This window comes from Maribacter sp. Asnod1-A12 (assembly GCF_045063735.1).
Lineage (GTDB): Bacteria > Bacteroidota > Bacteroidia > Flavobacteriales > Flavobacteriaceae > Maribacter.
The window spans coordinates 62754-88913 of record NZ_JBEFNZ010000006.1 but is presented as its reverse complement, the minus strand read 5'-3'; the positions used below and the strand labels follow the sequence as shown (position 1 = coordinate 88913).

Annotated in this window: 19 protein-coding genes; 8 read left to right on the top strand and 11 right to left on the bottom strand. The window is 35.4% G+C overall.

Going from position 1 to position 26160, the window contains the following annotated elements; all coding sequences use genetic code 11:
• Positions 1-9: 9 nt before the first annotated feature.
• From lptB to ACJJVP_RS00350, 4 genes are read right to left on the bottom strand one after another with little or no spacing between them, the layout of a single operon-like run.
• Positions 10-750, bottom strand: coding sequence for an LPS export ABC transporter ATP-binding protein (gene lptB / locus ACJJVP_RS00365; RefSeq protein WP_036153061.1), 741 nt, complete (start codon positions 748-750; stop codon positions 10-12).
• Between the two features lie 51 nt (positions 751-801).
• Positions 802-1152: a carboxymuconolactone decarboxylase family protein gene (locus tag ACJJVP_RS00360; RefSeq protein ID WP_036153063.1), complete on the bottom strand. Its 351-nt coding sequence runs from the start codon at positions 1150-1152 to the stop codon at positions 802-804.
• Positions 1136-2017, bottom strand: coding sequence for a twin-arginine translocase subunit TatC (gene tatC, locus ACJJVP_RS00355; RefSeq protein ID WP_036153066.1), 882 nt, complete (start codon positions 2015-2017; stop codon positions 1136-1138). Before tatC ends, ACJJVP_RS00360 begins: the two co-directional genes overlap by 17 nt.
• Positions 2017-2994, bottom strand: a complete 978-nt coding sequence (locus tag ACJJVP_RS00350) for an SIS domain-containing protein (protein WP_405409882.1) — start codon at positions 2992-2994, stop codon at positions 2017-2019. Before ACJJVP_RS00350 ends, tatC begins: the two co-directional genes overlap by 1 nt.
• Before the next feature lie 173 nt (positions 2995-3167).
• Here ACJJVP_RS00350 and recQ point away from each other — a divergent pair, with 173 nt between their 5' ends.
• A complete protein-coding gene (recQ, locus tag ACJJVP_RS00345; protein WP_405409881.1) occupies positions 3168-5378 on the top strand; it encodes a DNA helicase RecQ in 2211 nt (736 codons plus the stop codon).
• Positions 5379-5465: 87 nt separating this feature from the next.
• Here the strand turns inward: recQ and ACJJVP_RS00340 are convergent, their stop codons facing one another.
• From ACJJVP_RS00340 to ACJJVP_RS00325, 4 genes are all read right to left on the bottom strand, one after another.
• Positions 5466-6776: a carboxypeptidase-like regulatory domain-containing protein gene (locus tag ACJJVP_RS00340; RefSeq protein WP_405409879.1), complete on the bottom strand. Its 1311-nt coding sequence runs from the start codon at positions 6774-6776 to the stop codon at positions 5466-5468.
• Between the two features lie 95 nt (positions 6777-6871).
• On the bottom strand, positions 6872-7615 hold the full coding sequence (rluF, locus tag ACJJVP_RS00335) for a 23S rRNA pseudouridine(2604) synthase RluF (protein WP_405409876.1): 744 nt from the start codon (positions 7613-7615) through the stop codon (positions 6872-6874).
• Positions 7616-7631: 16 nt separating this feature from the next.
• Positions 7632-8765 carry a serine hydrolase gene (locus tag ACJJVP_RS00330; protein WP_405409875.1) on the bottom strand — a complete coding sequence of 378 codons (1134 nt, stop codon included), beginning with the start codon at positions 8763-8765 and terminating at the stop codon, positions 7632-7634.
• Positions 8766-8780: 15 nt separating this feature from the next.
• The gene (locus ACJJVP_RS00325) at positions 8781-9020 is read right to left on the bottom strand and encodes a hypothetical protein (protein ID WP_405409874.1); all 240 of its coding nucleotides are present in this window, start codon (positions 9018-9020) and stop codon (positions 8781-8783) included.
• Positions 9021-9245: 225 nt separating this feature from the next.
• Between ACJJVP_RS00325 and ACJJVP_RS00320 the strand changes: the two genes are divergently transcribed.
• From ACJJVP_RS00320 to ACJJVP_RS00290, 7 genes are all read left to right on the top strand, one after another.
• A complete protein-coding gene (locus tag ACJJVP_RS00320; protein ID WP_405409873.1) occupies positions 9246-10127 on the top strand; it encodes a peptidyl-prolyl cis-trans isomerase in 882 nt (293 codons plus the stop codon).
• On the top strand, positions 10096-11559 hold the full coding sequence (locus ACJJVP_RS00315) for a peptidylprolyl isomerase (protein ID WP_405409871.1): 1464 nt from the start codon (positions 10096-10098) through the stop codon (positions 11557-11559). The genes ACJJVP_RS00320 and ACJJVP_RS00315 overlap by 32 nt, the downstream gene beginning before the upstream one ends.
• Positions 11560-11563: 4 nt before the next feature.
• The gene (locus ACJJVP_RS00310) at positions 11564-12517 is read left to right on the top strand and encodes an AAA family ATPase (protein ID WP_405409869.1); all 954 of its coding nucleotides are present in this window, start codon (positions 11564-11566) and stop codon (positions 12515-12517) included.
• A 369-nt stretch (positions 12518-12886) separates the two neighbouring features.
• The gene (locus ACJJVP_RS00305) at positions 12887-15664 is read left to right on the top strand and encodes a bifunctional aconitate hydratase 2/2-methylisocitrate dehydratase (RefSeq protein WP_405409867.1); all 2778 of its coding nucleotides are present in this window, start codon (positions 12887-12889) and stop codon (positions 15662-15664) included.
• 320 nt (positions 15665-15984) lie between these two features.
• Positions 15985-20259, top strand: coding sequence for an RICIN domain-containing protein (locus ACJJVP_RS00300; protein WP_405409866.1), 4275 nt, complete (start codon positions 15985-15987; stop codon positions 20257-20259).
• 215 nt (positions 20260-20474) lie between these two features.
• Entirely contained in the window at positions 20475-22748 is a 2274-nt protein-coding gene (locus ACJJVP_RS00295) for an aconitate hydratase (RefSeq protein ID WP_405409865.1), read from the top strand.
• A 78-nt stretch (positions 22749-22826) separates the two neighbouring features.
• Positions 22827-23381: a TlpA disulfide reductase family protein gene (locus tag ACJJVP_RS00290; protein ID WP_036153091.1), complete on the top strand. Its 555-nt coding sequence runs from the start codon at positions 22827-22829 to the stop codon at positions 23379-23381.
• A gap of 24 nt (positions 23382-23405) precedes the next feature.
• Here the strand turns inward: ACJJVP_RS00290 and ACJJVP_RS00285 are convergent, their stop codons facing one another.
• From ACJJVP_RS00285 to ACJJVP_RS00275, 3 genes are read right to left on the bottom strand one after another with little or no spacing between them, the layout of a single operon-like run.
• Complete coding sequence (locus tag ACJJVP_RS00285) at positions 23406-23852, bottom strand: beta-carotene hydroxylase (RefSeq protein ID WP_405409862.1); 447 nt, start codon at positions 23850-23852, stop codon at positions 23406-23408.
• Entirely contained in the window at positions 23852-24691 is an 840-nt protein-coding gene (locus ACJJVP_RS00280) for a phytoene/squalene synthase family protein (RefSeq protein WP_405409860.1), read from the bottom strand. Before ACJJVP_RS00280 ends, ACJJVP_RS00285 begins: the two co-directional genes overlap by 1 nt.
• 6 nt (positions 24692-24697) lie before the next feature.
• On the bottom strand, positions 24698-26155 hold the full coding sequence (locus tag ACJJVP_RS00275) for a phytoene desaturase family protein (protein ID WP_405409859.1): 1458 nt from the start codon (positions 26153-26155) through the stop codon (positions 24698-24700).
• Positions 26156-26160: the final 5 nt, after the last annotated feature.

Sequence of the window (26160 nt, the reverse complement as noted above, 5' to 3'; positions counted from 1 at the left end):
TAGCACTTATTAAAAATCCAATTTCTTCTTTCTTAGTTCAAAGTTCTGACCCAGATAAACTTTACGTACCATTTCATCTGCAGCTAATTCTTCTGGTTCTCCTGATTTTAGAATACCACCTTCAAACATTAGGTAAGAACGCTCTGTAATAGCAAGCGTTTCCTGTACGTTGTGGTCTGTAATAAGTATTCCAATGTTTTTGTCTTTTAACTGCGCTACAATACGTTGAATATCCTCTACGGCCACGGGATCTACCCCGGCGAAAGGTTCATCTAGCAAAATAAATTTTGGATCCGTAGCCAAAGCTCTAGCGATTTCTGTTCTTCTTCGCTCACCACCTGATAATAAGTCACCACGACTTTTGCGTATATGACCTAAACCGAACTCTTCTATAAGCGACTCCATTTTCATGTGTTGCTCTTTTTTGCTCAATTTTGTCAATTGAAGTACGCTTAAAATATTCTTTTCAATACTTAGCTTTCTAAAGACAGATGCTTCTTGTGCCAAGTACCCAATACCATTCTGAGCTCTCTTGTACATAGGAAATTTGGTGATTTCCATATCATCTAAATAGATGCTGCCGCCATTGGGTTTTACAAGCCCAACGATCATATAAAAGGAAGTGGTCTTACCGGCACCATTAGGTCCAAGTAACCCTACAATTTCACCTTGATTAACTTCAAGAGAAATTCCTTTAACCACCCTACGACCTCTGTAGGACTTCATTATATTGTCGGCACGTAACTTCATGTTTTCAAATCTATTGGTTATTGGTCTGTTAGAAAAGTAATTGGCGATTTTTTAACCTTGTTGGTTTTCTAATTCTTCCCAATATTCATAAGCTCTTCTCAAATGTGGAATTACAATTGTACCGCCAACTAAAGTGGCAATACTTAAAGTTTCCATGACCTCTTCTTTAGAAACGCCTTCGTTGTAAGAACTTTCTAAATGATATTTTACACAATCGTCGCAACGCAATACGGTTGATGCAACAAGACCTAATAATTCTTTGGTTTTAACATCTAAAGCACCTGCAGCAAATGCATTGGTATCTAAATTAAATATACGTTTTACAACTTTATTGTTATCTGCCAGTAACTTATCGTTCATCTTAGAACGGTAGGCATTAAATTCTTCAATTTGGTTTGACATTTCTATTTTTCTTTTTTTCTTTTTCAGCTTTTTTTCTTTCTTTTCTCAATACCATCGCAGATATAAAAATACTTATCTGGTATAGTACAATTACCGGTATGGCAACTATAATCTGACTTGTAACGTCTGGTGGTGTAATTACCGCAGAAAGTATCAAAACAACTACCAAGGCAATTTTTCTGTACTTCTTCATCAATTCAGGTGTAACTAAACCTACTTTAGTTAAAAAGAAAATGATGATCGGTAGTTCAAATAATATACCACAAGCAAGTACGGATATTTTTAATGTCCCAATATAAGAGTCCAAATCGAACTCGTTTAAAACGGAGTCACTAACAACATAAGACCCTAAGAAGTTAATAGAAAGTGGCGCTACTATGTAGTATCCAAATAAAACTCCTATAAAAAATAAGATAGATGCAATTAAAATAAAACCGCGGGAGTTCTTGCGTTCGTTGGCATGTAGCCCCGGACTAATAAATTTCCACATTTCATATAATATGTAGGGAAATCCAAGAATAACACCTGCCCAGATGGAAGTCCATATGTGGGCAGAAAATTGTCCGCCCATTTCACGACTCTGAATGGTAAATGGAAATTCATCGGCACAGAAAGAGGAATCTATTACCGTAAAAGATTGCACTTTATTCAACCACGTAGCAATATCACAAAAGAAGCGATACGTGGGGAAGTTCATATTTTTTGGTCCGAATATTATAGTGTCAAAAATGAAACCTTTCATTAAAAAGGCAACACTTCCTATGATAACAACTGCCAATACAGATCTTATTAAATGCCATCTTAGTTCTTCTAAATGATCAAGAAATGACATCTCATTCGGTGGCGTGGTAGTTTTGGAACTCATTATAAAATACCTTCGTTTATTAAATTATGTAAATGGATAACGCCAACATACGTATCTTCATCCATGGCTAACAATTGTGATATTCCCTTTTTTTGCATGTGTTCTAAAGCCTTAATAGCCAAGGTGTTTGCAGGTATGGTTTTAGGGTTTGTAGTCATGATGTCTTCTGCAGTCAAACCTTTAATGTTGTCATGTTTGTTTAGCATGCGTCTAATATCGCCATCGGTTACGATACCAACAACTTTTTTGCCATCAAGTACAGCTGTTACGCCCAACATTTTTTTAGAGATTTCAATAATTACTTTTTTGACCTCTTCATCTTTTTGAACTTGTGGGACTTGATTTTTACTTACCAAATCTGCAACTCTTAAATATAATCTCTTTCCTAAAGATCCACCAGGATGATATTTTGCAAAATCAGAACTGCTAAATCCTTTGATTTCTAAAAGAACAATTGCAAGTGCATCACCCATAACTAATTGAGCTGTAGTACTTGTTGTAGGAGCTAGTCCGTTAGGGCAAGCTTCCTTCTCTACATGTGTATTTAAAATAAAATCTGCTTGTTTTGCCAAAAAAGAATCGGTGTTCCCCGTCATGGCAATTAGCTTGTTCGTACCTCTTTTTATGAGCGGAACCAACATCTTTATCTCTGGTGTATTTCCACTGTTGGAAATACAGATAACAACGTCATTGTCTTGTACGGTTCCCAGGTCTCCATGAATGGCATCTCCAGCATGCATGAAAATTGCGGGAGTACCAGTAGAATTCAGAGTAGCGACAATTTTGGTGGCAATGATAGCGCTCTTACCGATACCTGAAATTATTACGCGTCCTTTGGCTTCAATAATGCAGTTAACGATGCTAGCAAAATCATCGGTTAAAAGTGAGGAAAGTTGTGCTATAGCATCACGCTCAGTTTCAATGGTTTTTCTCGCTAAGCCAATAATGGTGTCCGTTGCAATCAATCTATTATTCAAATTATGGATTGTATTCCTAAAAGAATGTATTATCTTTAAGATGACAAAATTAAACAAACTTAATTTTAAATGCCGATTATCGCATAATAATTTAGAAACGCCTAGCTAGGCAATTTGTAATTTTGTTCGCTTATAAAATTTTAAAGTAAGTAGTGTCCCCTTAAATGTAAAATGTGACAGACAGTAAAGAATTTGACAATATCGATTTACATTCCTCATTAAAAAAATATTTTGGTTTTTCTCAGTTTAAAGGACTTCAAGAAGAGGTAATTAAAAATGTTTTAAAGCAGAATAATACGTTTGTAATCATGCCAACTGGTGGTGGTAAATCTATGTGTTACCAGTTACCTGCCCTTATGCAAGAGGGTACGGCAATTATCGTATCTCCGTTGATCGCTTTAATGAAGAATCAGGTAGATGCCATACGTGGGGTTTCTTCTGAGGTAGGAATAGCCCATGTTTTAAATTCCTCATTAAATAAAGGGGAGGTAAAACAGGTGAAAGAAGATATCACAAATGGAGTCACTAAACTATTGTATGTTGCACCAGAATCTTTGACTAAAGAAGAGAATGTAGAATTTCTACGTTCGGTAAAGGTCTCATTTGTAGCGGTAGATGAAGCGCATTGTATATCTGAATGGGGTCATGATTTTAGACCTGAGTATAGAAATTTGAAATCTATAGTTGCACGATTAGGAGATGATATTCCTATCATCGGACTTACAGCAACGGCAACCCCAAAGGTTCAAGAAGATATAATTAAGAATTTAGGTATAGGTGGAGCAAAGCTTTTTAAAGCTTCTTTTAACCGACCTAATTTATTTTACGAAGTACGAACCAAGACAGAGAATATAGAAGCGGATATTATCCGTTTTGTGAAACAAAATTCTGGTAAATCAGGAATTATATATTGCCTTAGTCGTAAAAAGGTAGAAGAGTTAGCTCAAGTATTGCAGGTAAATGGAGTAAGTGCCGTGCCATACCATGCAGGTTTTGATGCAAAAACAAGATCTAAATATCAAGACATGTTCTTGATGGAAGATGTAGATGTGGTTGTTGCCACCATTGCCTTTGGTATGGGTATAGATAAGCCAGATGTGCGTTTTGTTATTCATCATGATATTCCAAAAAGTATTGAAAGTTACTATCAAGAAACAGGTAGAGCTGGTCGTGATGGTGGAGAAGGGCATTGTTTAGCTTATTATTCTTATAAGGATATTGAAAAGCTAGAGAAGTTTATGTCTGGTAAACCTGTTGCTGAACAAGAAATAGGAAATGCTTTATTGCAAGAAGTGGTGGCGTATGCAGAAACCTCCATGTCTAGACGTAAGTTCATGCTTCATTATTTTGGAGAGGAATTTGACGACGTAAATGGTGAAGGTGCCGAAATGGATGACAATACCAGAAATCCTAAAGAGAAAGAAGAGGCGAAGGATAATGTTGAGAAGTTGCTTAAAGTAGTAACGGGTACAAGTGAAAAGTTTAAATCTAAAGAGATTGTAAACGCCTTGCGTGGTAAAACAAATGCAATAATATCTTCACATAAGACCAATGAAAAAGAGTTTTTTGGAATTGGTTCTGATAAAGATAAAAGCTATTGGATGGCACTTATTCGCCAGACATTGGTTGCCGGATTATTAAGAAAAGAAATTGAACAATACGGCGTATTACATGTAACGGATAATGGTAAGGAGTTTTTAACTAAGCCATCATCTTTTATGATGACCAAGGATCATGTTTACAATGCCGAAAATGATAATGCTATTGTTGGTGCCGCTAAATCTGGTGGTATTGCCGATGAGAAATTATTGAAGCAATTGAAAGATTTGCGAAAAGCGCAAGCAAAGAAAATAGGTGTTCCACCATTTGTAGTTTTTCAAGACCCTTCATTGGAGGATATGGCGTTGAAATATCCTATTTCACATGAAGAAATGTTGAATGTTCATGGAGTAGGAGAAGGTAAGGCTAAGAAATACGGTAAGCCATTTATTGCTTTTATTGCCACTTACGTTGAGGAAAATGAAATCATTAGACCAGATGATCTTGTAGTTAAAAGTACAGGGGCTAATTCTGCCTTGAAGTTATATGTTATACAGAATGTAGATAGAAAATTACCTTTGTCTGATATTGCATCGGCAAAAGGATTGGAAATTCCTGATCTTATCAAGGAAATGGAGCAAATTGTATATAGCGGTACAAAGTTGAACCTTAATTATTGGATCGATGAGATTTTAGATGAGGATCAACAAGAAGAAATACATGAGTACTTCTTAGAGGCAGATAGTGATAATCTTGAGGAAGCAATGACCGAATTTGACGGTGAGTATGAAGAAGAAGAGTTAAGATTGTATCGATTAAAATTCATCAGTGAAGTAGCGAACTAAACAATAATACCCCTAGTAAATAAAAATCCCTTTGTAATTCTGTTATAGAATAACAAAGGGATTTTTTTTAACACTACTTAAAACTTTCTATCTCGCAGCTGTACCACTGATAGATTTACCTTTTCTTAATTGTCTTTGTATTTTTTTGATGGCGGATTCTATTGATTTTTCTGGTTCAATAATATTATATTCTCCCCAGAAATCTGGATCAGCAAAGCCAATAGCTTCATCACTTAGTATAATGGAAGACTTCATTCTATCTTTATATTTGGGGAAGGCATTGTCAGTATTTTTCTCCCAATCTGTAATGGCCATTTCACAATTCATGCTGTATACCGAGTTGAATAAGCGTTTGTCCCAATCTATTTTAAACTCTAATAGCACATTGCTATACCCATAGTACCATTTTCCATCTTTTTCTCTGTAGTCTACACGGTAAGAAACCTCTGTTGGCCATACGTCAGCGTTTTTTGGTTTTCTTCTTACAAACATTTGAGATGCCAATCTTTTATCTGTAATGTTTAGAGAGTAAATAGCACTGGTTAAAATCTTGTTTTCAGCATCGATATATAATTTACCGTTATATAATGGGTCTATAATTTCAGGCTTTTGCTTGAAATCAATAACATAAATTAGTTGGTCATTTACTCGTGTAGAAGTGTCAAATGAGAAATCATAATAAGCTAATGTCTCCGGAGTAAAAATGTAGTTAGGGTATTTTACCATGTCTACGAACAAGGTATTGAACGGTCCTCCTTGAAGTTTTAAAGCAACAGTATCTAACTTAGCGTAGTCAGTGCTTTTTCGTGCTTTATAAAGTTCCAGCGCATCTGTTTTTTTAGATGAATACGGAGTTTTGTAAATATTCACTACCGCTTCGGAAAGACTTACGTTTGTTCTTCTTTTTTTAATAGTTTCTCTGTAAAAGGCAGTCATTACAGTACTTTCGTTTAAATAATTGTCCCCTTTTTTGTTCAGTGTCTCTTTTACCAAGGCTTCAGCATCATTTGGGGCATCTATACTTGCCTCTGATAAAGCCATAACAAATTCTGTCATGAAGATTTTATTCTTCTTTTCCTCTAATTCTGTAATAGAAATTTGTTTCGTTTTATATCCTAAAAAGGCAATAGTTAAGTTGTTCTCAGTGTACTCATTTGGAACTTTCAGCGAAAACTGTCCTTCAGAGTTGGTGATGGTGGTTACATTGGTGTTGTCAACGGTTAGTGTAGCGAAAATTAATGGTTTCTTACTATCAGCGTCTAAAACTTCACCGGTGTATTCGGTGTAATTACTAGTCTGTGCCCACATATTATTTGCTCCTATTCCTATTGAAAAAAGAAATACCAATAAATACTTTATGGAATGGTTCTTAAATGAAAAATTGTATTCTTGTGACATAACGCATCTTTTCTTTATAAGGTAGTGATTAATAACCAATTAAAGGGGTGTTTACTGTTAAATCATTAGTGTTGGGAAATGATAATATGGCGAAATTACTTTTTGCCATCAAATGTTTTAGATGAGGTACTTACCAGTCTATTGATTTCCTTTAATTCTTCTTCGGTAAGATCACGCCATTTTCCAACGGGTACATCTAATTGCACGTTCATAATTCTAATGCGTTTCAACTTCTTTACCCTATAATCTAAATATTCGCACATTCTACGAATTTGCCTGTTTAGACCTTGAGTTAGAATGATCCTGAATTGATACGTACTTACTTCAAAAACTTCACATTCCCTGGTTACTTGATCAAGAATTGGAATTCCTTTTCTCATCCTATTTAAAAAATCTATCGTTATAGGTTTGTCTACCGTTACCAAATACTCTTTCTCATGATTGTTACGCGCGCGTAGAATCTTGTTTACGATATCGCCATCATCGGTTAAAAATATAAGTCCCTCACTTGGTTTGTCTAATCTCCCAATTGGGAAAATACGCTTTGGGTAGTTAATGTAATCTATAATATTATCCTTTTCTACACCTGTATCTGTGGTACAAACAATACCGATGGGTTTGTTGAATGCCAAATACGTAGATTTTCCCTTAGGTCCTTTAATTAATTCGCCATCAACTTTAACAACATCACCGGCTGATATTTTAGTTCCCATTTCTGGCACTTCTCCGTTTATGGTTACTCTGCCTTGGTCAATCAATTTGTCTGCAGCCCTACGTGAGCAATAACCAGCTTCGCTAAGGTATTTGTTTATTCTAGTTTTATTGGTGTTGTCTTGCATAATCAGCGTGCTGTTTCTAATGTTGATTTCGATTTACTTCTTGTTGGTAGATCTCTCTTCCTAATTGTGCTAAAAACGGAATTCCGATTTCGTCATACTCATAGGCATCGTCATTGAAGATGCCGTCTTTATTCACTAAAATTGTTGCGGTTAAAAGAAAGTCGATATTCCTTTCCGTGTCTTTTATATATGCGCAATCGGTTAGCGTACCGTAGGCAAATCCTACTTTATTATAAATTTCAATTTGCTGGGGAATGTCTTTTCTAGTATCGCCATATATGAAAAACTTACAATAGCCATCGTAATATGTGGTTGGGTCATAACCTACTTTTTGAGGAACGGTATGCATTGCTGTCAATAAATGTTCACGTTGTTCATTACTAAGGTCAAATTGTTCTGATGCTTTATACTTTTGAGGAAATATCACTCTTTTTAAAAGGTTGTGTTGCGATTGAATAGGGAAATAGTTTTTCAAACTAAAATCGAATGGTTCTTTAATTAACTCTTCATCTTCATAATAACCTACGCCCTTTTCAATATCTAAGAGTTCTAACTTTTTAGGTGTTTTGTTGAGTAATGAATTGGTAATGCCCGTTGTTGAATCGTTTAAATAGATAATTAAGGGCTTTGTTCTTAAATCATCTGAATGATAACCTAATCTGTGGCTAAGTCTAACAGGTGATATTTTTTTATTGTTTAAACTCTCATTGATGGCTTCAAATCCTAAGAATTCCACCAATCTATTGTTTGCTAAATTATCGCTAACAGCAAAAATTTTGGATACATCTTTGGCAAACGTACTTTCAATAGTGTCACCTTCTATGTAATACCTGGTATTTATAGTTAAGCTGTCTATATTATTTAACTTTTCTAGAGCTAGTACGGCAGTTGGGAATTTAACTGTGCTTGCAGGATAAAAATACATGCTGTCGTTTACCTGAAAATCATAATCGGTAAAAAAGACGCTATCATTTCTTCTATCAATTTGTGTGTATCTAATTTGAACTTGATAGTTTTCAACACTATCCATCACCCTTTTTATTTTAGGATTATCAGAAGATAGTGCAACCTCAAGAAAATTTAAATTCCGTTGTTCTTGAGCGCAAGAAGATAAAAGGACACCACATATAAAAAGAAGAAAGTGCTTCATGTTACTATGTTTTATTTATGGAATATAGACTTCACCGCGGTGAGGTTTCAATAAGTCTCTGACCATAATCATTTCCTTTTCCTCCACGACCATAAATGCAATACTGTACATGTCGTTTATTTCCTTAAAACCGGTAATGCTTAAAGCTGTTTTTTCTGAAGCTATGAATTCATTTAGGTGCTTAACATGATGTTCTGCCGTTTTTAATGCAGCAGGACCTCTAAAGTCCCATATTAGTTTTATCTGTCGGTTCAAGAATATGTTGTGTTAGGTTATAAAATAAGTAGCAAATTTACCTAAAAAATGGCAGTTTGTGGTTAGTAATTAATGAGATTACTAAGGGGAGAATTACTATTTTTAGTTGATTATTAGCTATTTGTTATATCTTGTGAGACCTAAAAAAATGTGTTAAGTAAATCCTTATGCATTTGCATACGATTTGGTTATTGCTATTTTTGCTCGATGTTTTTTAAGAAATCAATGTTTTTACTACGTAAGTTTTACCCTATTGTGACCATAGGGCTAATTTCTTTTGCTTTCGTTTCTTGTGACGGTCTGTTTAAGAAAGATGAGGAAAAGAAGGTTATTGCTAGGGTAGGCGAGTCTTTTTTATATGAAGATGATCTGGCGCCGTTAATCACAGAGAATATGACAAAAGGGGATAGTGCTTCTTTTGCCGTTAACTATATAAATAATTGGGCTTCTAAGCAGTTGTTACTTTCTAAAGCAAAAATTAATCTATCAGAAGAAAAACTGGCAGAATATAATGCTTTGGTAGATGACTATAGAACTGAACTATACACAAGTGTTTATAAAGAAGCGTTGGTGGCACAGGCTACGGATTCGGTAATTACGGACGAGCAGTTAAATGCGTTCTACGAAAATGCCAAAGAGAATTTTAAGCTTAAAGAGCGTATTGCAAGAATACGTTTTGTTGCTTTGCCAAAAGGATTTTTAGATCAAGATGAGGTAGGGAAACGGTTAAAAAGATTTAAAAAAGACGATGTTAGCTATTTAGATTCTATTGGTGTTCAGTTTACTAAATTGAATTTTAATGATTCTATATGGGTGCGCTACACTAGAATATTTGAAGAAATACCCCCAATTAACCCAGACAATGCTAATAAGTACTTAAAAAATTCACAATTTTTTGAATTAGAGGATTCAATCGGGGTATATTTGGGAAAAATAGAGGAAACTAAAGATGTTAATGACATAGCACCTTTGTCCTTTATTAAACCTACAATTGAACAAGTTTTATTAAGTCGTAGAAAAATGGACTACCTACGCAAATTAGAAACTGAATTATTAGATGAAGCAATCAAGGATAATGAATTTGAAGTTTTCGAAAATAAAAAATAGTATTTACATAGGGGCGGTTTTACTGTTCTCAGGTATGGCAACAGCGCAAGATTCTATACCGAATGTTTCTGCTGATGAAGCAGAGCCAATGGAAGCTATAGCTGAAGCAGCGCCAGTAAAAAAAGACTCCGCAACTAATTTTAAAAGAATTAAACTAGATGGTATAGCCGCGGTTGTTGGTGATTACGTAATCTTAGATTCTGATATTGAAAAAACATTGATCGATCTTAAAAGTCAAGGGGCATCTACAGAAGATATTACTCATTGCGGACTTTTAGGTAAGTTGATGGAAGATCGTTTATACGCTAACCAGGCAGTTCAAGATAGTATCTTGGTTTCAGATGATGAGGTAAACGCTACTGGTGATCGACAATTACAATCTTTGGTACAACAAATTGGTTCAATGGACAAGGTTTTGAAGTACTATAAGAAAACCGACGAAGCTAGTTTTAGAGAAGAACTTTATAAGATTAATAAACTGCGTATGCTATCTGAGCGTATGCAACAAGACATTATTAAAGAGATTGAAATTACACCTGAAGAGGTTCGTCAGTTCTTTAATAGGATTCCTGAAGATGAGCGCCCGGTATTTGGTGCTGAGTTAGAAATTGCTCAGATTACTAAGGAACCAGAGCCATCTGATGAAGAAAAGCAGAAGGTAGTAGATAAGCTGAATCAGATTAAGGCCGATGTTGATGATAACGGCTCTAGTTTTAGTGTTAAGGCTATTTTATATTCGCAAGATCCAGGTTCTAAGTCTAAAGGTGGTTTTTATAGTATTACGAAAGACACAGGTTTTGATAAGAAGTTTAAAGATGTTGCCTTTAGTTTGAGAGAGGGTGAGGTTTCTGAGCCATTTGAGACTACTTTCGGGTTTCATATTATTTTTATCGAAAAAATTAGAGGTCAAGAACTAGATTTAAGACACATATTGATTCAACCGGAAATCTCTCAAGATGTTCTGGACCAAGCCAAGGCGGAATTAGATACTATCCGTAAGAAAATCATTAACGAAGAATTCACTTTTGCTGAAGCTGCGTTAAATTTTTCCGATGAGAAAGAAACTAAATTTGATGGAGGTCTTTTGCGTAATCCTGTAAACTTTGATTCTAAATTCGAATTAACGAAAATGGATCCTACATTATACAACCAAGTTCAGAATTTGAAGGATAATGAAATTACATACCCTGTATTAGAACAGGATCAAAGAGGTGGTGCTCCAAAATATAAAATATTAAAAATTACCAACAGGTATGATGAGCACGTTGCTGATTTCTCTAAGGATTATACTAAAATTCAAGAATTGGCATTGACTGAAAAGAAATATAATGCCATTAAAAAATGGATGGATAAACATATTGAAGATACTTATATTAGCGTTAATGATGAGAACAAAGGTTGCGATTTCGCTAATAAATGGGTAAAAGAATAAATATATGTCTGACGTTGCTGCAATAGAACGACTAGTAATAAAACATGCTGAGCTTAAAAAAGAAATAGCCAAAATCATTGTAGGTCAAGATGAGGTTATTCAACAAATATTGCTTTCCATTTACTCAGGTGGTCATTCATTGTTGGTAGGCGTGCCTGGCTTGGCAAAAACTTTGATGGTAAACACCATTGCTCAAGCCTTAGGTTTAGATTTCAAAAGAATACAGTTTACTCCAGATTTAATGCCAAGTGATATTCTTGGTAGTGAAGTTTTAGATCAGAATAGAAACTTTAAGTTTATTAAGGGTCCGATTTTTTCAAATATTATTTTGGCAGATGAGATTAATAGAACTCCGCCAAAAACTCAGGCAGCACTTTTAGAGGCTATGCAAGAGAGAGCGGTAACGATAGCCGGTCATCAGCATAAATTAGATTTACCATACTTTGTGCTGGCAACACAAAACCCAATTGAGCAGGAGGGAACTTACCCTTTGCCAGAAGCTCAATTAGACCGTTTTATGTTCGCCATAGAATTAAAATACCCATCTGTAGCCGAAGAAATTCAAGTAGTAAAAAATACAACAGCAGATAGAAAACAAGTGGTGAAGCCGCTGTTCAATGCAAAAGATATAATTGCTATTCAAGAATTGGTACGTAGAATACCAGTTGCTGATAATGTTGTAGAGTATGCTGTTAAATTAGTAAATAGTACAAGACCTAATCTAGATTCTGCTTCAGATTACGTAAAACAATATTTAGATTGGGGAGCAGGACCAAGAGCATCTCAAAATCTAATTTTGGGGGCGAAGGCAAATGCTGCTATTCATGGCAAGTTCTCTCCAGACATAGAAGATGTACATGCCGTAGTTAAAGGTATTCTTCGTCATCGTATAATCAAAAACTATAAAGCAGAGGCTGAAGGTATCAATGAAGAGGATATTATAAGTAAGCTACTTTAAAAACCAGCTTACTTTCTGCATTTTTGTGAAGAATTAAACAAAATAATACTAAGTATTGTTTGATATCTATCAACTTTCTACTTCATTTGAGAAAAAGCACCTAATCATACTTATTTAATTTCAAATGCGTTCTATATTACGTAATTTTACGGAATTGCGTTAACTTAAAATTAATTAACAGATGACATTCGGCATGGGTAGATTTAGAAAGGTATATGTTGTTCTTATTCAGTAAAATATATATTTAAAATTAATTCAATCTGTTAATTTGTTGTAATAATGATTTTCATTTCATCAACAAATCTTCAGAAAGAAATACAAAATCATATTACATGGCTATGTACAAATTAACATACAAATTACTTTTTAATGAGCATTTATAAAGATTACCTAAAGGAGATAGAAGAGCGTAAAAGTCAAGGTCTTCATCCAAAGCCAATTGATGGGGCAGAATTACTTAGTAAGATAATCGAACAAATCAAAGATGTAGATAATGAGTACAGAGAAAGTTCTCTTGACTTTTTCATCTATAATGTTTTACCTGGAACTACTAGTGCTGCCGGTGTCAAAGCAAAATTTTTAAAAGAAATTATTCTTGGTGAAACAGTTGTAAAAGAAATTACGCCTTCTTTTGCTTTTGAACAATTGTCTCACATGAAGGGTGGACCCTCTGTTGAAGTATTGTTAGATATCGCTTTAGGTGATGATTTAGATTTGGCAAAACAGGCTGCTGAGGTTTTAAAGACTCAGGTATTTCTTTACGAAGCAGATACTGCACGTTTAGAAGAAGCTTTAGGGAAAGGAAATGCTATCGCAAAGGGAATTATAGAGAGTTATGCAAAAGCAGAATTCTTTACAAAGTTACCAGAGGTTGATGAAGAAATAGAAATTGTAACTTTTGTAGCAGGTGTTGGTGATATTTCTACCGATTTATTATCTCCAGGTGCAGATGCACATTCTAGATCAGATCGTGAATTACATGGTCAGTGTATGTTTGAGCATAACAAAGAAATGCAGAATGAATTGTTGGCTTTAAAAGAGCAACACCCTGATAAGCGTGTAATGTTAATTGCCGATAAAGGTACAATGGGCGTTGGTTCTTCTAGAATGTCCGGTGTAAATAACGTAGCGTTATGGACGGGAGTTCCTTTTAGCAAGTATGTGCCATTTATCAATTTTGCTCCGGTAATTGCCGGTACAAATGGTATTGCACCAATTTTCTTGACTACGGTTGGTGTAACCGGTGGTATAGGTATCGACTTAAAGAACTGGGTGAAGCAAAAAGATGCTGAAGGAAATACTATTGTTGATGAAGATGGAGAAGCAATATTAAAAGAAGAGTATTCTGTAGCTACAGGTACGGTTCTTACTATCAATACAAAAACAAAGAAATTATATAACGGGACTACAGCGTTAAAAGATATCTCTACAGCTTTAACGCCACCAAAAATGGAGTTTATTAAAGCGGGTGGCTCTTATGCTGTTGTCTTTGGTAAAAAACTACAAACTTATGCTTGTAAAGTTTTAGGTATAGATGTTCCTCAAGTATATGCTACTTCAAAAGAAGTTTCTATTGAAGGACAAGGTTTAACCGCTGTTGAGAAAATTTTTAACAGAAATGCAGTTGGTACTACACCAGGTAAAACATTACATGCAGGTTCTAATGTTAGAGTCGAGGTAAACATTGTAGGTTCTCAAGATACTACAGGTTTAATGACTTCTCAAGAGTTAGAGATGATGGCTGCTACGGTTATTTCTCCAATTGTTGATACAGGGTATCAGTCAGGATGTCATACAGCTTCTGTTTGGGATGATAAGTCTAAAGCTAACATTCCAAGATTAATGAAGTTTATGAACGACTTCGGATTAGTTACTGCACGTGACCCTAAAGGGAAATATCATGCAATGACCGATGTAATCCATAAAGTATTAAATGATATTGCAGTTGATGATTGGGATGTAATCATCGGTGGAGATTCACATACGCGTATGGCAAAAGGAGTTGCCTTTGGAGCCGATTCGGGAACAGTTGCTTTAGCATTGGCTACAGGTGAGGCTACAATGCCAATTCCAGAGTCTGTAAAGGTTACTTTTAAAGGAGAAATGAAATCTTATATGGATTTCCGTGATGTGGTTCACGCTACCCAAGAACAAATGTTGAATCAATTTGACGGAGAGAATGTTTTCCAAGGAAAAATTATCGAAGTACATATTGGTACATTGACTTCTGATCAAGCGTTTACTTTTACAGATTGGACGGCAGAAATGAAAGCAAAAGCTTCTATCTGTATTTCAGAAGATGACACGTTGATCGAATCATTAGAAATCTCTAGAGATCGTATTCAGATTATGATCGATAAGGGTATGGATAACCCAAAACAAGATCTTAAAGGATTAGTTGATAAGGCAAATAACCGTATCACAGAAATTAAAACAGGAACTAAATCGGCATTAAAGCCAGATGCAGATGCTAAATATTATGCAGATGTTGTTATTGATTTAGATAAGATCGTTGAACCAATGATCGCTGATCCAGATGTAAACAATGAAGATGTATCTAAGCGTTATACGCATGATAATATTCGACCATTATCTTACTACGGGGGTACTAAAAAAGTAGATTTAGGCTTTGTAGGGTCATGTATGATTCATAAAGGTGATATGCAAATTTTGGCTCAAATGTTGAAAAATATTGAGGCACAACATGGCAAAGTAGAGTTTAATGCGCCTTTAGTTGTTGCTCCTCCTACATACAACATTGTTGATGAGTTGAAAGCAGAAGGTGACTGGGAAATATTACAAAAATATTCAGGTTTCGAATTTGACGATAGCGCACCAAAAGGTTTAGCGCGTACTAAATATGAAAACATGTTGTATTTAGAGCGTCCAGGTTGTAACCTATGCATGGGTAATCAAGAAAAAGCAGAACCAGGAGATACGGTAATGGCAACTTCCACACGTTTATTCCAAGGAAGAGTGGTAAAAGATACAGGTGAGAAAAAGGGAGAATCTTTACTGTCCTCTACACCAGTAGTGGTGTTATCAACTATTTTAGGAAGAACCCCTACAATGGAAGAATATGAAGCTGCTGTAGACGGTATTGTGTTGACTAAATTTAAGCCTTCTCAGAAGCAATTGGTTATGTAAGTCTATATAAAAAATTATGTACTAAAAGCCTGGGTTAAGACCTCAGGCTTTTTTTGTGGAAAAATTTATCATATTAATTTTTTTATTTAACCAATTACAGATTTTATGAAACACATGTTGTCTATTAAAGGATATTTTTTTGTTTTAATTGATAATATATCTTCATGTTCAATAGATTTTTTTGGTTGTCTTTTTATTGGAATTTTTTTTACGTTTATGGAATATTAATGTGCAGTTTAACGGATATTATGAAAGTTTATAGCGCTTTATTTAACATTTTTTAAACAAAGTTTATTTTTCTGTTTTTAAAATAGATTATAATGTTAAAATTGACTAAAAAACGAATTATCTTCTTCAGCGCATCAATTGCGTTGTTTTTAACTTTTGCATTTTCCCCCATAATGTTTGGGCCCGGTATTGAAAATGCATCACCCATTGGAGCATACCTAAATGGAACATTTCCAAATGATACGCCTTCTGGAGGTTTAGAAGTTGAAGTGAGTTATACGGTTAGCAATGCCTTTCCTAACTTAACTTTTATTGATCCTGTAGATATGGTTGAATTACCTGGTCAAAATGAGTTTTTGGTAGTTGGCGTACAAGGTCATATCTGGAAAATTGCCAATGATGAAAATACAAGTGAAAAAATAGAACTACTAGACATATCTGACAAGGTAGTTACTTATCAAGATGGAGGTATGCTAGGGGTAGTTTTGCATCCGGAGTACGGAATTGAAGGTTCGCCAAATGCTGAATATGTCTATGTTTTTTATCGTTATAGTCCTGTAGATGGTACCGATCGAACAAGTCATAGGGTAAATGGTTATATGCGTTTGTCTAGATTTAATCTACCTGTAGGGGCAAATGCAATAAATCCATCAAGTGAAGAAGTCTTGATCAATATTTTTGATAGACATGATTGGCATAATGGTGGAGATATGTTTTTTGGACCTACAGACGGATTTCTCTATTTAAGTGTTGGCGATGAAGGTTTGGCAAATGATTTTTATGGAGTAACACAGCAAATAGACAAATGGTTATTTAGTGGAGTTTTGAGGATTGATGTTGATCAAAGAGGAGGTAGTATTAGCCATCCAATTAGAAAACAACCACAAAATGCAGGTATACCTCCAGATGGATGGCCTGATTCATTTACTCAAGGATATTATATTCCTAATGATAATCCTTGGCAAGATGTTAATGGAGGTATTTTAGAGGAATTTTATGCCATTGGTACTCGTAGTCCACACCGTATGACTTACGATGCGGTTACAGGTGATATATGGTTGGGAGATATAGGACAGGGATCAAAAGAAGAGATTAGTCTGGTAAGTAAGGGTGATAACTTACAGTGGCCTTATAGAGAGGGTGATCAAAATGGAGCTAAGGCTATGCCGGATGTCTTGATCGGAAACGAAAAGGAACCTATTTACGCTTTTGGGCGATCAATAGGTAGATCAGTTATAGGTGGCTTCGTATACCGTGGCAACAAGTATCCAGAGCTCTATGGTAAGTATGTTTTCGGTGACCATGAAACACAAAATGTATGGTCATTGACAAAAACAGGTGAGAATAGTGGTGATGTAAACTACTTGTTAAATGTACCTACTCATGGTACTGGTAGTAAAGATGGTATTTCCTCGTTTTTTATAGATTCGGATCAGTATATGTATATTTTAGATTTGTATGGCTCTGCAACCGATGGTGGTGTTATTCGAAAAATAGTTAGAACTGGAGCAATTGTAGATCCACCAGAACAATTATCTCAATTAAATGTTTTTTCCGATTTAGAAAGCTTAACACCTGTAGAGGGACTTATTCCTTATGATGTAAATGCACCTTTATGGTCAGATGGGGCTGCTAAGAAAAGATGGATTGCGCTTCCTAATAATGGAGATCACAATACAGATCTTGAACAAATAGATTTTGAGAAAGAGGAGAATTGGAAATTTCCTTCCGGTACTGTACTGATCAAGCATTTTGAGTTGCCCGTAAACGAGAACAATCTAAATGAAGTAACTAAACTAGAAACGCGATTTTTGGTTTTTACCGAAGATAATAATGCTTATGGAGTAACGTATAAGTGGAATGACGAACAGACTGATGCTTATTTAATAGGAATTGACGAGGAGGTTTCCCAAGACTATACCGTAACAAAAGCAGATGGTACTCAGCAGACTCAGACTTGGAATTTTCCAACAAGGGCACAGTGTATACAATGTCATAATAGTGTAGCGGGTTATGCGCTAGGTTTAAAGACAAGACAGCTTAATAAAGATTATACATACCCTAATGGTATTACTGGTAATCAGTTAGAAACTTGGAATCATTTAAATATATTCAGTAATGATATTGGTGACGAAGCTAAGTTGCCAAAATCTGCGAATATCAATGATGCTAATTCCAGTACGGAAATGAAGGTACGGTCTTATTTAGATGCAAACTGTGCCTATTGTCATAGACCTGATGGCGTGGAAAGTGCATTTGACGGTAGGTCATTAACTGCTTTGTACGATCAATATATGATCGATACTGAAGTGGTTAGCCATGCTTCTTTACCAGGTTATCAGATTATAGAGCCTCATGATTATGAAAACTCTATGATGTATATGCGAGATGCTAGTATGGGAGATGATCGTATGCCTCCTATAGGTAGAAATCTAAATGATGAAGATTATCTTCAACAATTAATAGGTTGGATCGATGGGATTGATTCTAATGGTCCGGCTAGTATTGAAGATGGCTGGTACACTTTTCAAGCAAAGCATAGTGCTAAATTTTTAGCTGTTGAAAATGCTGAATTGAGTAGCAATGCTAAAGTAGTTCAACTAACATCAAGTGTTGATGACAATGCAAATTGGTATGTTGAGGCCATGGGCAATAATAAATATAGAATCATGGTAAGACATTCTGATATGGCATTGTCTTTAAGTGATCTTAGAACTGCAAAAGGGGCTGATGTTGTACAGGAATCATGGAGTGGGGAACAACACCAACTATGGTATTTTGAAGAAAACGAACAGGGCGGGTATTATATTGTAAATGCATATAATGGCTTGGTGCTTGATGTTTTTAGAAACCGGGTAACAGATGGTACAAAGATTCTAAATTGGATAAAAAAGACTGAGAATATTGAAAATCAAACCTGGATTCTGAATAAGTCCAGTTCAGATTTTGCTAGTATTGGAGAAATAGGAAAAGTTAGTGCTGACGATAATTGGTTGAAAGTATCTTTAGATAAAGTGTATTTGGATCCGGTCGTAATTGCTGGTGGCGTGGGATATAATGGCTGGCATCAATCTACAGTTCGTATCCAAAATGTAACAAGCGATAGTTTTGATGTTCGTATTGATGAGTGGGAATGTTTAGACCAGACGCATACTTTTGAAGATATTTCATATATCGTCGTCGAGGCCGGGGTTTACGAATTGCCCAACGGTAAAAAGTTACATGCAGGAAATATTGATGGAGTTGATGATAGCTGGTATACCCATCAATTTTCATCAACCTTCGAAAACGTGCCTTTGGTTTTTGGGCAATGTATTACAGAAAATGAAGCAGAAGCTGTAAATGTTTTCATTGATGAACAAAATACTAATAGTTCTCAGTTACGTTTAAAGTTAAAAGAACAAGACAAAGCAACTGGAGGGCATTCTTTAGAACGTATTAGTTGGCTTGCGGTAGAGGCTGGTTCACACGAAGATGAACAGATTAAATTTGAAATAAAAGGTACTGGTAGAACCATTGACCACAATTGGGAAACTATAAGTTTTACCCAAAATTATAATGATGATTTAATTTTTATAGGAGAAATTGGTTCAGAATATGGCGGAGATGCTGCAACACTTAGGTATCGAAATTTAACCGGTAGTACAGTAGATCTTTTTGTAGAAGAAGAAAGTTGCGGAGATTCAGAAACGAATCATACAACAGAAGAAATTAATTTTATGGTTTTTAATGAACCAGGTGTTTTTTATGGCACAGCGCAAGAGGAAAATCTAGTGGCTACAACTATCAGGGCAAATCTAACATTTGAAAATGATTTTTACTTTACTAATGTTTCAACCCGATCAGATTCATATGTAGTAGATTTAAATTGGACCACTTTGGCCGAAGATAAAATTTCATACTATCAAGTAGAACGTTCATTAGATAATTATAATTTCAATATTGTTTCTGATCAGCCAAGTATGCAATCTCTAGAAGGGTCAAGTTATTCTGGATATGATGAAAACCCGATTATAGGTGATTCATTTTATCGTATAGCAGCTGTTACCGTTAGTGGAGAAAAAATATATTCACAAACGGTTGATATGGATTTTGAAATATTTGATGTAAATATACTGGTATATCCTAATGCCGTTAAGAGAAATGAAATGTTGACATTAGATATTTTAATGGCAGATAGGCAGAATGAAGAATTAATGATCAGTTTGTATACGATGAGCGGTCAATTGATTACATCTTTTAATAAAACAATGGTAAACCCTCAAGAATTTCATCAAATTGATACTGCACGTTTAGAAAGTGGTACTTATATTTTAAATGTTAGAGGTTCTAATTGGTCTCGTTCAAAAGTATTCATTGTTAATTGATTAAATTTTATTTTAGAGACAGGTATGTTTTTCTAATATAATTTGTAAAACAAAGTTAATTACTTATCTGATTTTAAATATAGCCCGGGGTTTTATACTCGGGCTTATTTTTGCTTTTTATAATCATTCTTAATTTCATATGCGCTCTTAAAATCACCTTACATTTTGTATCTTGTACAGGTAAGACAGATTAACAATTTTTATAAATAAATTTTATGGCTTTTGACATAGATATGATTAAAAAGGTTTACGCTTCCATGTCGGAACGTGTAGACAAGGCAAGAGAGGTGGTAGGTAAGCCACTTACGCTTTCAGAAAAGATTTTATATTCTCATTTGTGGGATGGTAGCCCGACCGAAGCATTCACCCGAGGAAAGGATTATGTTGATTTTGCTCCGGATCGTATTGCTTGTCAAGATGCTACTGCCCAAATGGCTTTATTGCAATTTATGCAAGCCGGTAAGCCAAAGGTTGCAGTACCAACAACAGTTCATTGTGATCACTTGATCCAAGCTAAAAATGGTGCTACTGCAGATTTAAAATCAGCGAATACGACTAGTGCAGAGGTTTTTGACTTCTTGGAGTCTGTTTCAAATAAATACGGAATCGGTTTTTGGAAGCCAGGTGCAGGTATTATTCATCAGGTAGTATTAGAGAATTATGCTTTCCCGGGTGGGATGATGATTGGTACGGATTCACATACTGTTAATGCAGGTGGGTTAGGTATGGTTGCTATTGGTGTTGGTGGTGCGGATGCTGTTGATGTAATGGCAGGTATGGCTTGGGAGCTTAAGTTTCCAAAATTAATAGGTGTTAAGTTAACCGGTAATATTTCTGGTTGGACAGCACCAAAAGATGTTATATTAAAAGTTGCTGAGATTCTTACCGTAAAAGGTGGAACAGGGGCTATAGTGGAATATTTTGGCGAAGGAGCCAAAAACCTTTCTTGTACAGGGAAAGGAACTATTTGTAACATGGGAGCAGAAATAGGGGCAACCACTTCTACCTTTGGCTATGATGAGTCTATGGAGCGTTATTTAAGAGCTACCGATAGGGCTGATATTGCAGATGCTGCAAATACAGTGAAAGAACATTTAACCGCAGATGCTGAGGTGTACGCAAACCCTGAGCAATATTTTGATGAGGTTATTGAGATAGACCTTTCTAAATTAACACCATTATTAAATGGTCCTTTTACGCCAGATTTATCTACGAAAGTAGGTAGCGATATGACAGAAAAGGCTACTTCTCAAGATTGGCCTTTGGCTGTTGAATGGGGATTAATCGGTTCTTGTACGAACTCTTCTTATGAAGATTTATCTAGGGCTTCCTCAATTGCTCAACAAGCTATTGATAAAGGAATTAAAATGAAGTCGGAATTAGGAATCAACCCTGGTTCTGAACAAGTAAGATATACAGCTGACCGTGATGGTATCCTTGGAATATTTGAAAAGTTGGATGCCAAAATATTTACTAACGCGTGCGGACCATGTATTGGTCAATGGGCGCGTTACAATGACCCTAAAAATGCACCTAAAAATAGTATTGTCCATTCTTTTAATAGAAACTTTGCTAAACGTGCAGATGGTAATCCAAATACTCACGCCTTTGTTGCTTCGCCGGAAATTACGGCGGCAATAGCTATTTCAGGACGATTAGACTTCAATCCGATGACGGATAAGCTAATTAACCAAAAAGGAGAGGAAGTTATGTTTGATGAGCCTACGGGATGGGAATTGCCGCCTAAGGGTTTTGCAGTAGAGGATGCAGGCTACCTTGCTCCCAATGAAGATGGGTCGGGCGTAGAGGTAAAAGTAGCTTCTGATTCAGAAAGATTACAATTGCTAGAGCCATTTATTCCTATAAAGGATGAAAGTTTAATGGGCGCTAAGTTATTGATTAAAGCATTTGGTAAGTGTACTACGGATCATATCTCTATGGCAGGACCATGGTTGCGTTTTCGTGGGCATTTAGATAACATTTCTAACAACTGTTTAATTGGTGCCGTAAACGCATTCGGCAAAAAGACCAATATGGTCAAGAACCAATTGAACGGAGAGTTTGGCGGAGTGCCAGATACTGCACGCGCATATAAAGCGGCAGGTATAAGAAGTATTGTTGTTGGTGATCACAATTATGGTGAAGGATCTTCACGTGAGCATGCTGCAATGGAGCCACGTCATTTAGGTGTTGCTGCAGTAATAGTTAAATCGTTTGCTCGTATTCATGAAACAAATCTTAAAAAGCAAGGTATGCTTGGGTTAACGTTCGCTAATGAAAGCGATTATGACCTTATTCAAGAAGACGATACTTTTAATTTTATAGACATAGCAGAATTTGCACCGGATAAGCAGTTGACCGTTGAGGTTGTTCATGCCGATGGTAGCAAAGATGTTATCAAAGTAAACCATACTTACAATGCAGCTCAAATAGGGTGGTATAGAGAAGGTTCTGCTTTAAACGTTATTAAGAGGGAAAATGCCTCATAATTCAACAACTCAAAATTTGTAAGGAAAACTCCTGATATTAATCAGGAGTTTTTTAGTTTTGATGCCTATCTAACTTTTATGAAGAGACAAACGGTTTTTACCTTATTGATCATTGCTTTTGTACTTTCTTTTTTTGTTACCCCTTTAGGTGATTATAGCAAGATTATTCTCAACAGGGTTTTTGCCACATCCCCAACTATTATACAACCAGAAAACCGAGGTAAGATAACTGACTACGACTGGAAGTTGAAAGATGCAAATTGGAAGTTTTTTAATTTTGACGAAGCCAAAGGGCAGGTTGCCTTTATTACTTTTTGGACATCGTGGCATATGCCTTCTCAAGCGCAATTGAAAGACATACAATATCTTTATGATACTTATGGTGACAAGATGAAGTTCTATGTAATTACCAATGAAGAGAGGGCTCCAGTAGAGCTTTTTATGGAAGAACAGGGTTATACTTTTCCTGTAACTTATCAAATTATTGGAGAACCAAGCCCTATATCATTACTAAAACCACCAGGGTCTTATGTAATTGATAAAAATGGTGCCATTGTAATTCACCAAAATGCCATTGCTGATTGGGATAATGAAAAAGTTGATGAGCTTCTAAATCAACTTATCGCAGAATAAATATTGGTGCTATCTACTTAAAACTTATTTTTTAAAATATTTAAAGGGTACAAAAAGCATCCCAAAACATTCGCCATCCCCTTTACCAATATGCTTATGATGCATTTTATGCGCTCTTCTAACCCCTCTGCTATACCAATTATTAGCGTTTCTAAAGAGTTTAAAACGTTGGTGAATGAAAATGTCATGCACTAGAAAATAGGCTATACCATAAGCTAGTATCCCGAATCCTAATGGGTAGCCATACCAAAAACCGGTAGTGCCTGCATAAAACAAAGACATACTAACGATAGCGTAGAAAATAAAAAAGGCATCATTCCTTTCAAACCAAGAATCGTGGTCTTTTTTATGATGATCTTTATGAAGACTCCATAAAAAACCATGCATTACATACTTGTGCGTGAACCACGCCATAAATTCCATGAACAAGAATGTTCCTAGAAAAATCAATATCCAAATCAATATATTCATTATACTAAGTTCATTTTAAATTTAACATAAGAACGCGCCAGTAGTCCAAATTTTTGATAATTAGGTACTCGTATCCGGGCGTTTTTAATTTCCAAAGAGGGTGTGCCTTGTAATTTTTTAAGCAGTTTATAGTAATACTTGTAAGCGGTATAGACTCCAAATTTAGCTTCAGCAGGTAAATCTACGATACCTTGGTAGCCTAATTTAAAATCAGCTTTAATCTCCTCAACGATTCTTTTTTTAGAAGCTTCGTCCAATTCCTTTAAATTGGTATTTGGAAAATAAGATCTATTTAATTCTTCAAAATCGGCTTTAACATCGCGTAAAAAATTCACCTTTTGAAATGCCGAACCCAATGCCATGGCAGATTCTTTCAACTTGTTATATTCTTCAACATCACCCTTTACAAACACCTGTAGGCACATTAAACCAACTACATCAGCAGAACCATAAATGTATTCTTTGTATTCAGCATCGGTACGGTAGATATTCTTAACTAAATCCATTCGCATGCTTTTCATAAACGAATCAACCAAATGTTTAGGAATACTATACGTGTGGAAGGTATGTTGAAATGAATTTAAAATTGGATTGAGACTGATTTTATCTCTTAAAGATGCTTCAAGCTCTTGTTCAAATTTATCAAAAAGTATTTCCTTATCATAGTCATGAAAAGTATCTACAATTTCATCGGCAAAACGTACAAAACCGTAAATATTATAAATATGAAAACGAATAGATGGGTGAAGCATCTTTGTTGCCAAAGCAAAAGAAGTACTGTATCGTTTGGTAACGACTTTACTGCACTGGTACGAAACTTGATCAAAAGTATCTTTCATATATCACTAGTTGTCCTTAATAATTAATTCTGACACTAATTTTCCAGATATTAAAGCTGGTGGTACTCCGGGGCCAGGTACTGTCAGTTGTCCTGTAAAGTAAAGGTCGGTGACCTTTTTACTTCTTAAATTTGGTCTCAAAAAAGCGGTCTGTGTTAAGGTGTTTGCCATACCATAGGCATTTCCTTTGTATGAATTGTAGCGTTCTACAAAATCATTTACACAGAATGTTTCTTTGAATATAATATTATTTCTAATGTCTTGACCGGTTCTTTCTTGAAAACGATCCATTATAATGTCAAAATATTGTTTTCTTAGTTCCTCGGTGTCTTCTAACGCTGTTGCAATTGGCACCAGGAAAAAACCTGTTTCACAACCTTCTGGCGCCATGCTCGCATCTGTTATAGAAGGAAAATTAGCATAGAATAACGGATTTGTAGGCCATTTTGGATTGTCATAAATTTCCTTGGCATGTAACTCAAAATCCGTATCAAAAAATAAATTATGATGTTCTACATTATTTAATTTTTTGTCAAATCCAATATAAAATAAAAGAGACGAGGGTGCAAAAACCTTTTTCTCCCAATAATTCTGACTGTATTGCTGGTATTTTTCATCCAACAAACTTTCTGAATGCTGATAATCTGCACCGCTTAAAACTTTGTCTGCCTTGTAGGTTTTATCATTACATATTACACCGGAAGCTTTGCCGTTATCAACTATAATTTTACTTATAGGTGAATTTGTATGTATTGTTACACCCAATTCTATTGCTAAGCTTTCCATAGCTTTGATTACCTCATACATGCCACCTTTAGGGTGCCATGTACCTAAGCCAAAATCTGCAAAATTCATGAAATTATAGAATGACGGTGTATTACTAGGCTTGGCGCCAAGAAACAATACAGGAAATTCTAACGTTGATACCAATTTTGAGTTTTTAAAAGACTTACGTACTTGTGAGCTAATAGTTTTAAAAAATTGGTCGACTTTTAAAATCGTTTCTTTAGTTACCAATTCTAAAGGTGATAATCCTGGTCTTAGAACCACTTTATTGATGGCAATGTCATAATTTTCTTGCGCTTTATCAATAAACTTTTTTAGCGCTTTTGAGCTACCTGGCTCTATGCGTTCAAATTCCTCGCAAATTTTATTCATGCTATCACCAATGGTAATAACATCATCTGAAAAGAAAATTTTATAGGCCGGACTCAACTTGTCCAATTGATAGTAATCTGATGTTTGTTTATTGAAATCAGCAAAAAACTTATCAAAAATATCGGGCATCCAATACCAGCTAGGACCCATATCAAAAGTGAATCCGTCTTTTATAAATTGCGATGCACGACCACCAACGGTATCATTTTTTTCAAATATGGTTACGTCCCACCCAGCTTTTGCCAAGTAACATGATGCTGATAATGATGAAAAACCAGAACCGATTACAATACAACTTCTATTCATTTATT

Bases quoted from the DNA above. Each gene is read 5' to 3' on its own strand.
- lptB (WP_036153061.1), bottom strand. From the start codon at position 750: ATGAAGTTACGTGCCGACAATATAATGAAGTCCTACAGAGGTCGTAGG.
- ACJJVP_RS00360 (WP_036153063.1), bottom strand. From the start codon at position 1,152: ATGTCAAACCAAATTGAAGAATTTAATGCCTACCGTTCTAAGATGAAC.
- tatC (WP_036153066.1), bottom strand. From the start codon at position 2,017: ATGAGTTCCAAAACTACCACGCCACCGAATGAGATGTCATTTCTTGAT.
- ACJJVP_RS00340 (WP_405409879.1), bottom strand. From the start codon at position 6,776: ATGTCACAAGAATACAATTTTTCATTTAAGAACCATTCCATAAAGTAT.
- rluF (WP_405409876.1), bottom strand. From the start codon at position 7,615: ATGCAAGACAACACCAATAAAACTAGAATAAACAAATACCTTAGCGAA.
- ACJJVP_RS00330 (WP_405409875.1), bottom strand. From the start codon at position 8,765: ATGAAGCACTTTCTTCTTTTTATATGTGGTGTCCTTTTATCTTCTTGC.
- ACJJVP_RS00320 (WP_405409873.1), top strand. From the start codon at position 9,246: ATGTTTTTACTACGTAAGTTTTACCCTATTGTGACCATAGGGCTAATT.
- ACJJVP_RS00315 (WP_405409871.1), top strand. From the start codon at position 10,096: ATGAATTTGAAGTTTTCGAAAATAAAAAATAGTATTTACATAGGGGCG.
- ACJJVP_RS00310 (WP_405409869.1), top strand. From the start codon at position 11,564: ATGTCTGACGTTGCTGCAATAGAACGACTAGTAATAAAACATGCTGAG.
- ACJJVP_RS00305 (WP_405409867.1), top strand. From the start codon at position 12,887: ATGAGCATTTATAAAGATTACCTAAAGGAGATAGAAGAGCGTAAAAGT.
- ACJJVP_RS00300 (WP_405409866.1), top strand. From the start codon at position 15,985: ATGTTAAAATTGACTAAAAAACGAATTATCTTCTTCAGCGCATCAATT.
- ACJJVP_RS00295 (WP_405409865.1), top strand. From the start codon at position 20,475: ATGGCTTTTGACATAGATATGATTAAAAAGGTTTACGCTTCCATGTCG.
- ACJJVP_RS00290 (WP_036153091.1), top strand. From the start codon at position 22,827: ATGAAGAGACAAACGGTTTTTACCTTATTGATCATTGCTTTTGTACTT.
- ACJJVP_RS00285 (WP_405409862.1), bottom strand. From the start codon at position 23,852: ATGAATATATTGATTTGGATATTGATTTTTCTAGGAACATTCTTGTTC.
- ACJJVP_RS00280 (WP_405409860.1), bottom strand. From the start codon at position 24,691: ATGAAAGATACTTTTGATCAAGTTTCGTACCAGTGCAGTAAAGTCGTT.
- ACJJVP_RS00275 (WP_405409859.1), bottom strand. From the start codon at position 26,155: ATGAATAGAAGTTGTATTGTAATCGGTTCTGGTTTTTCATCATTATCA.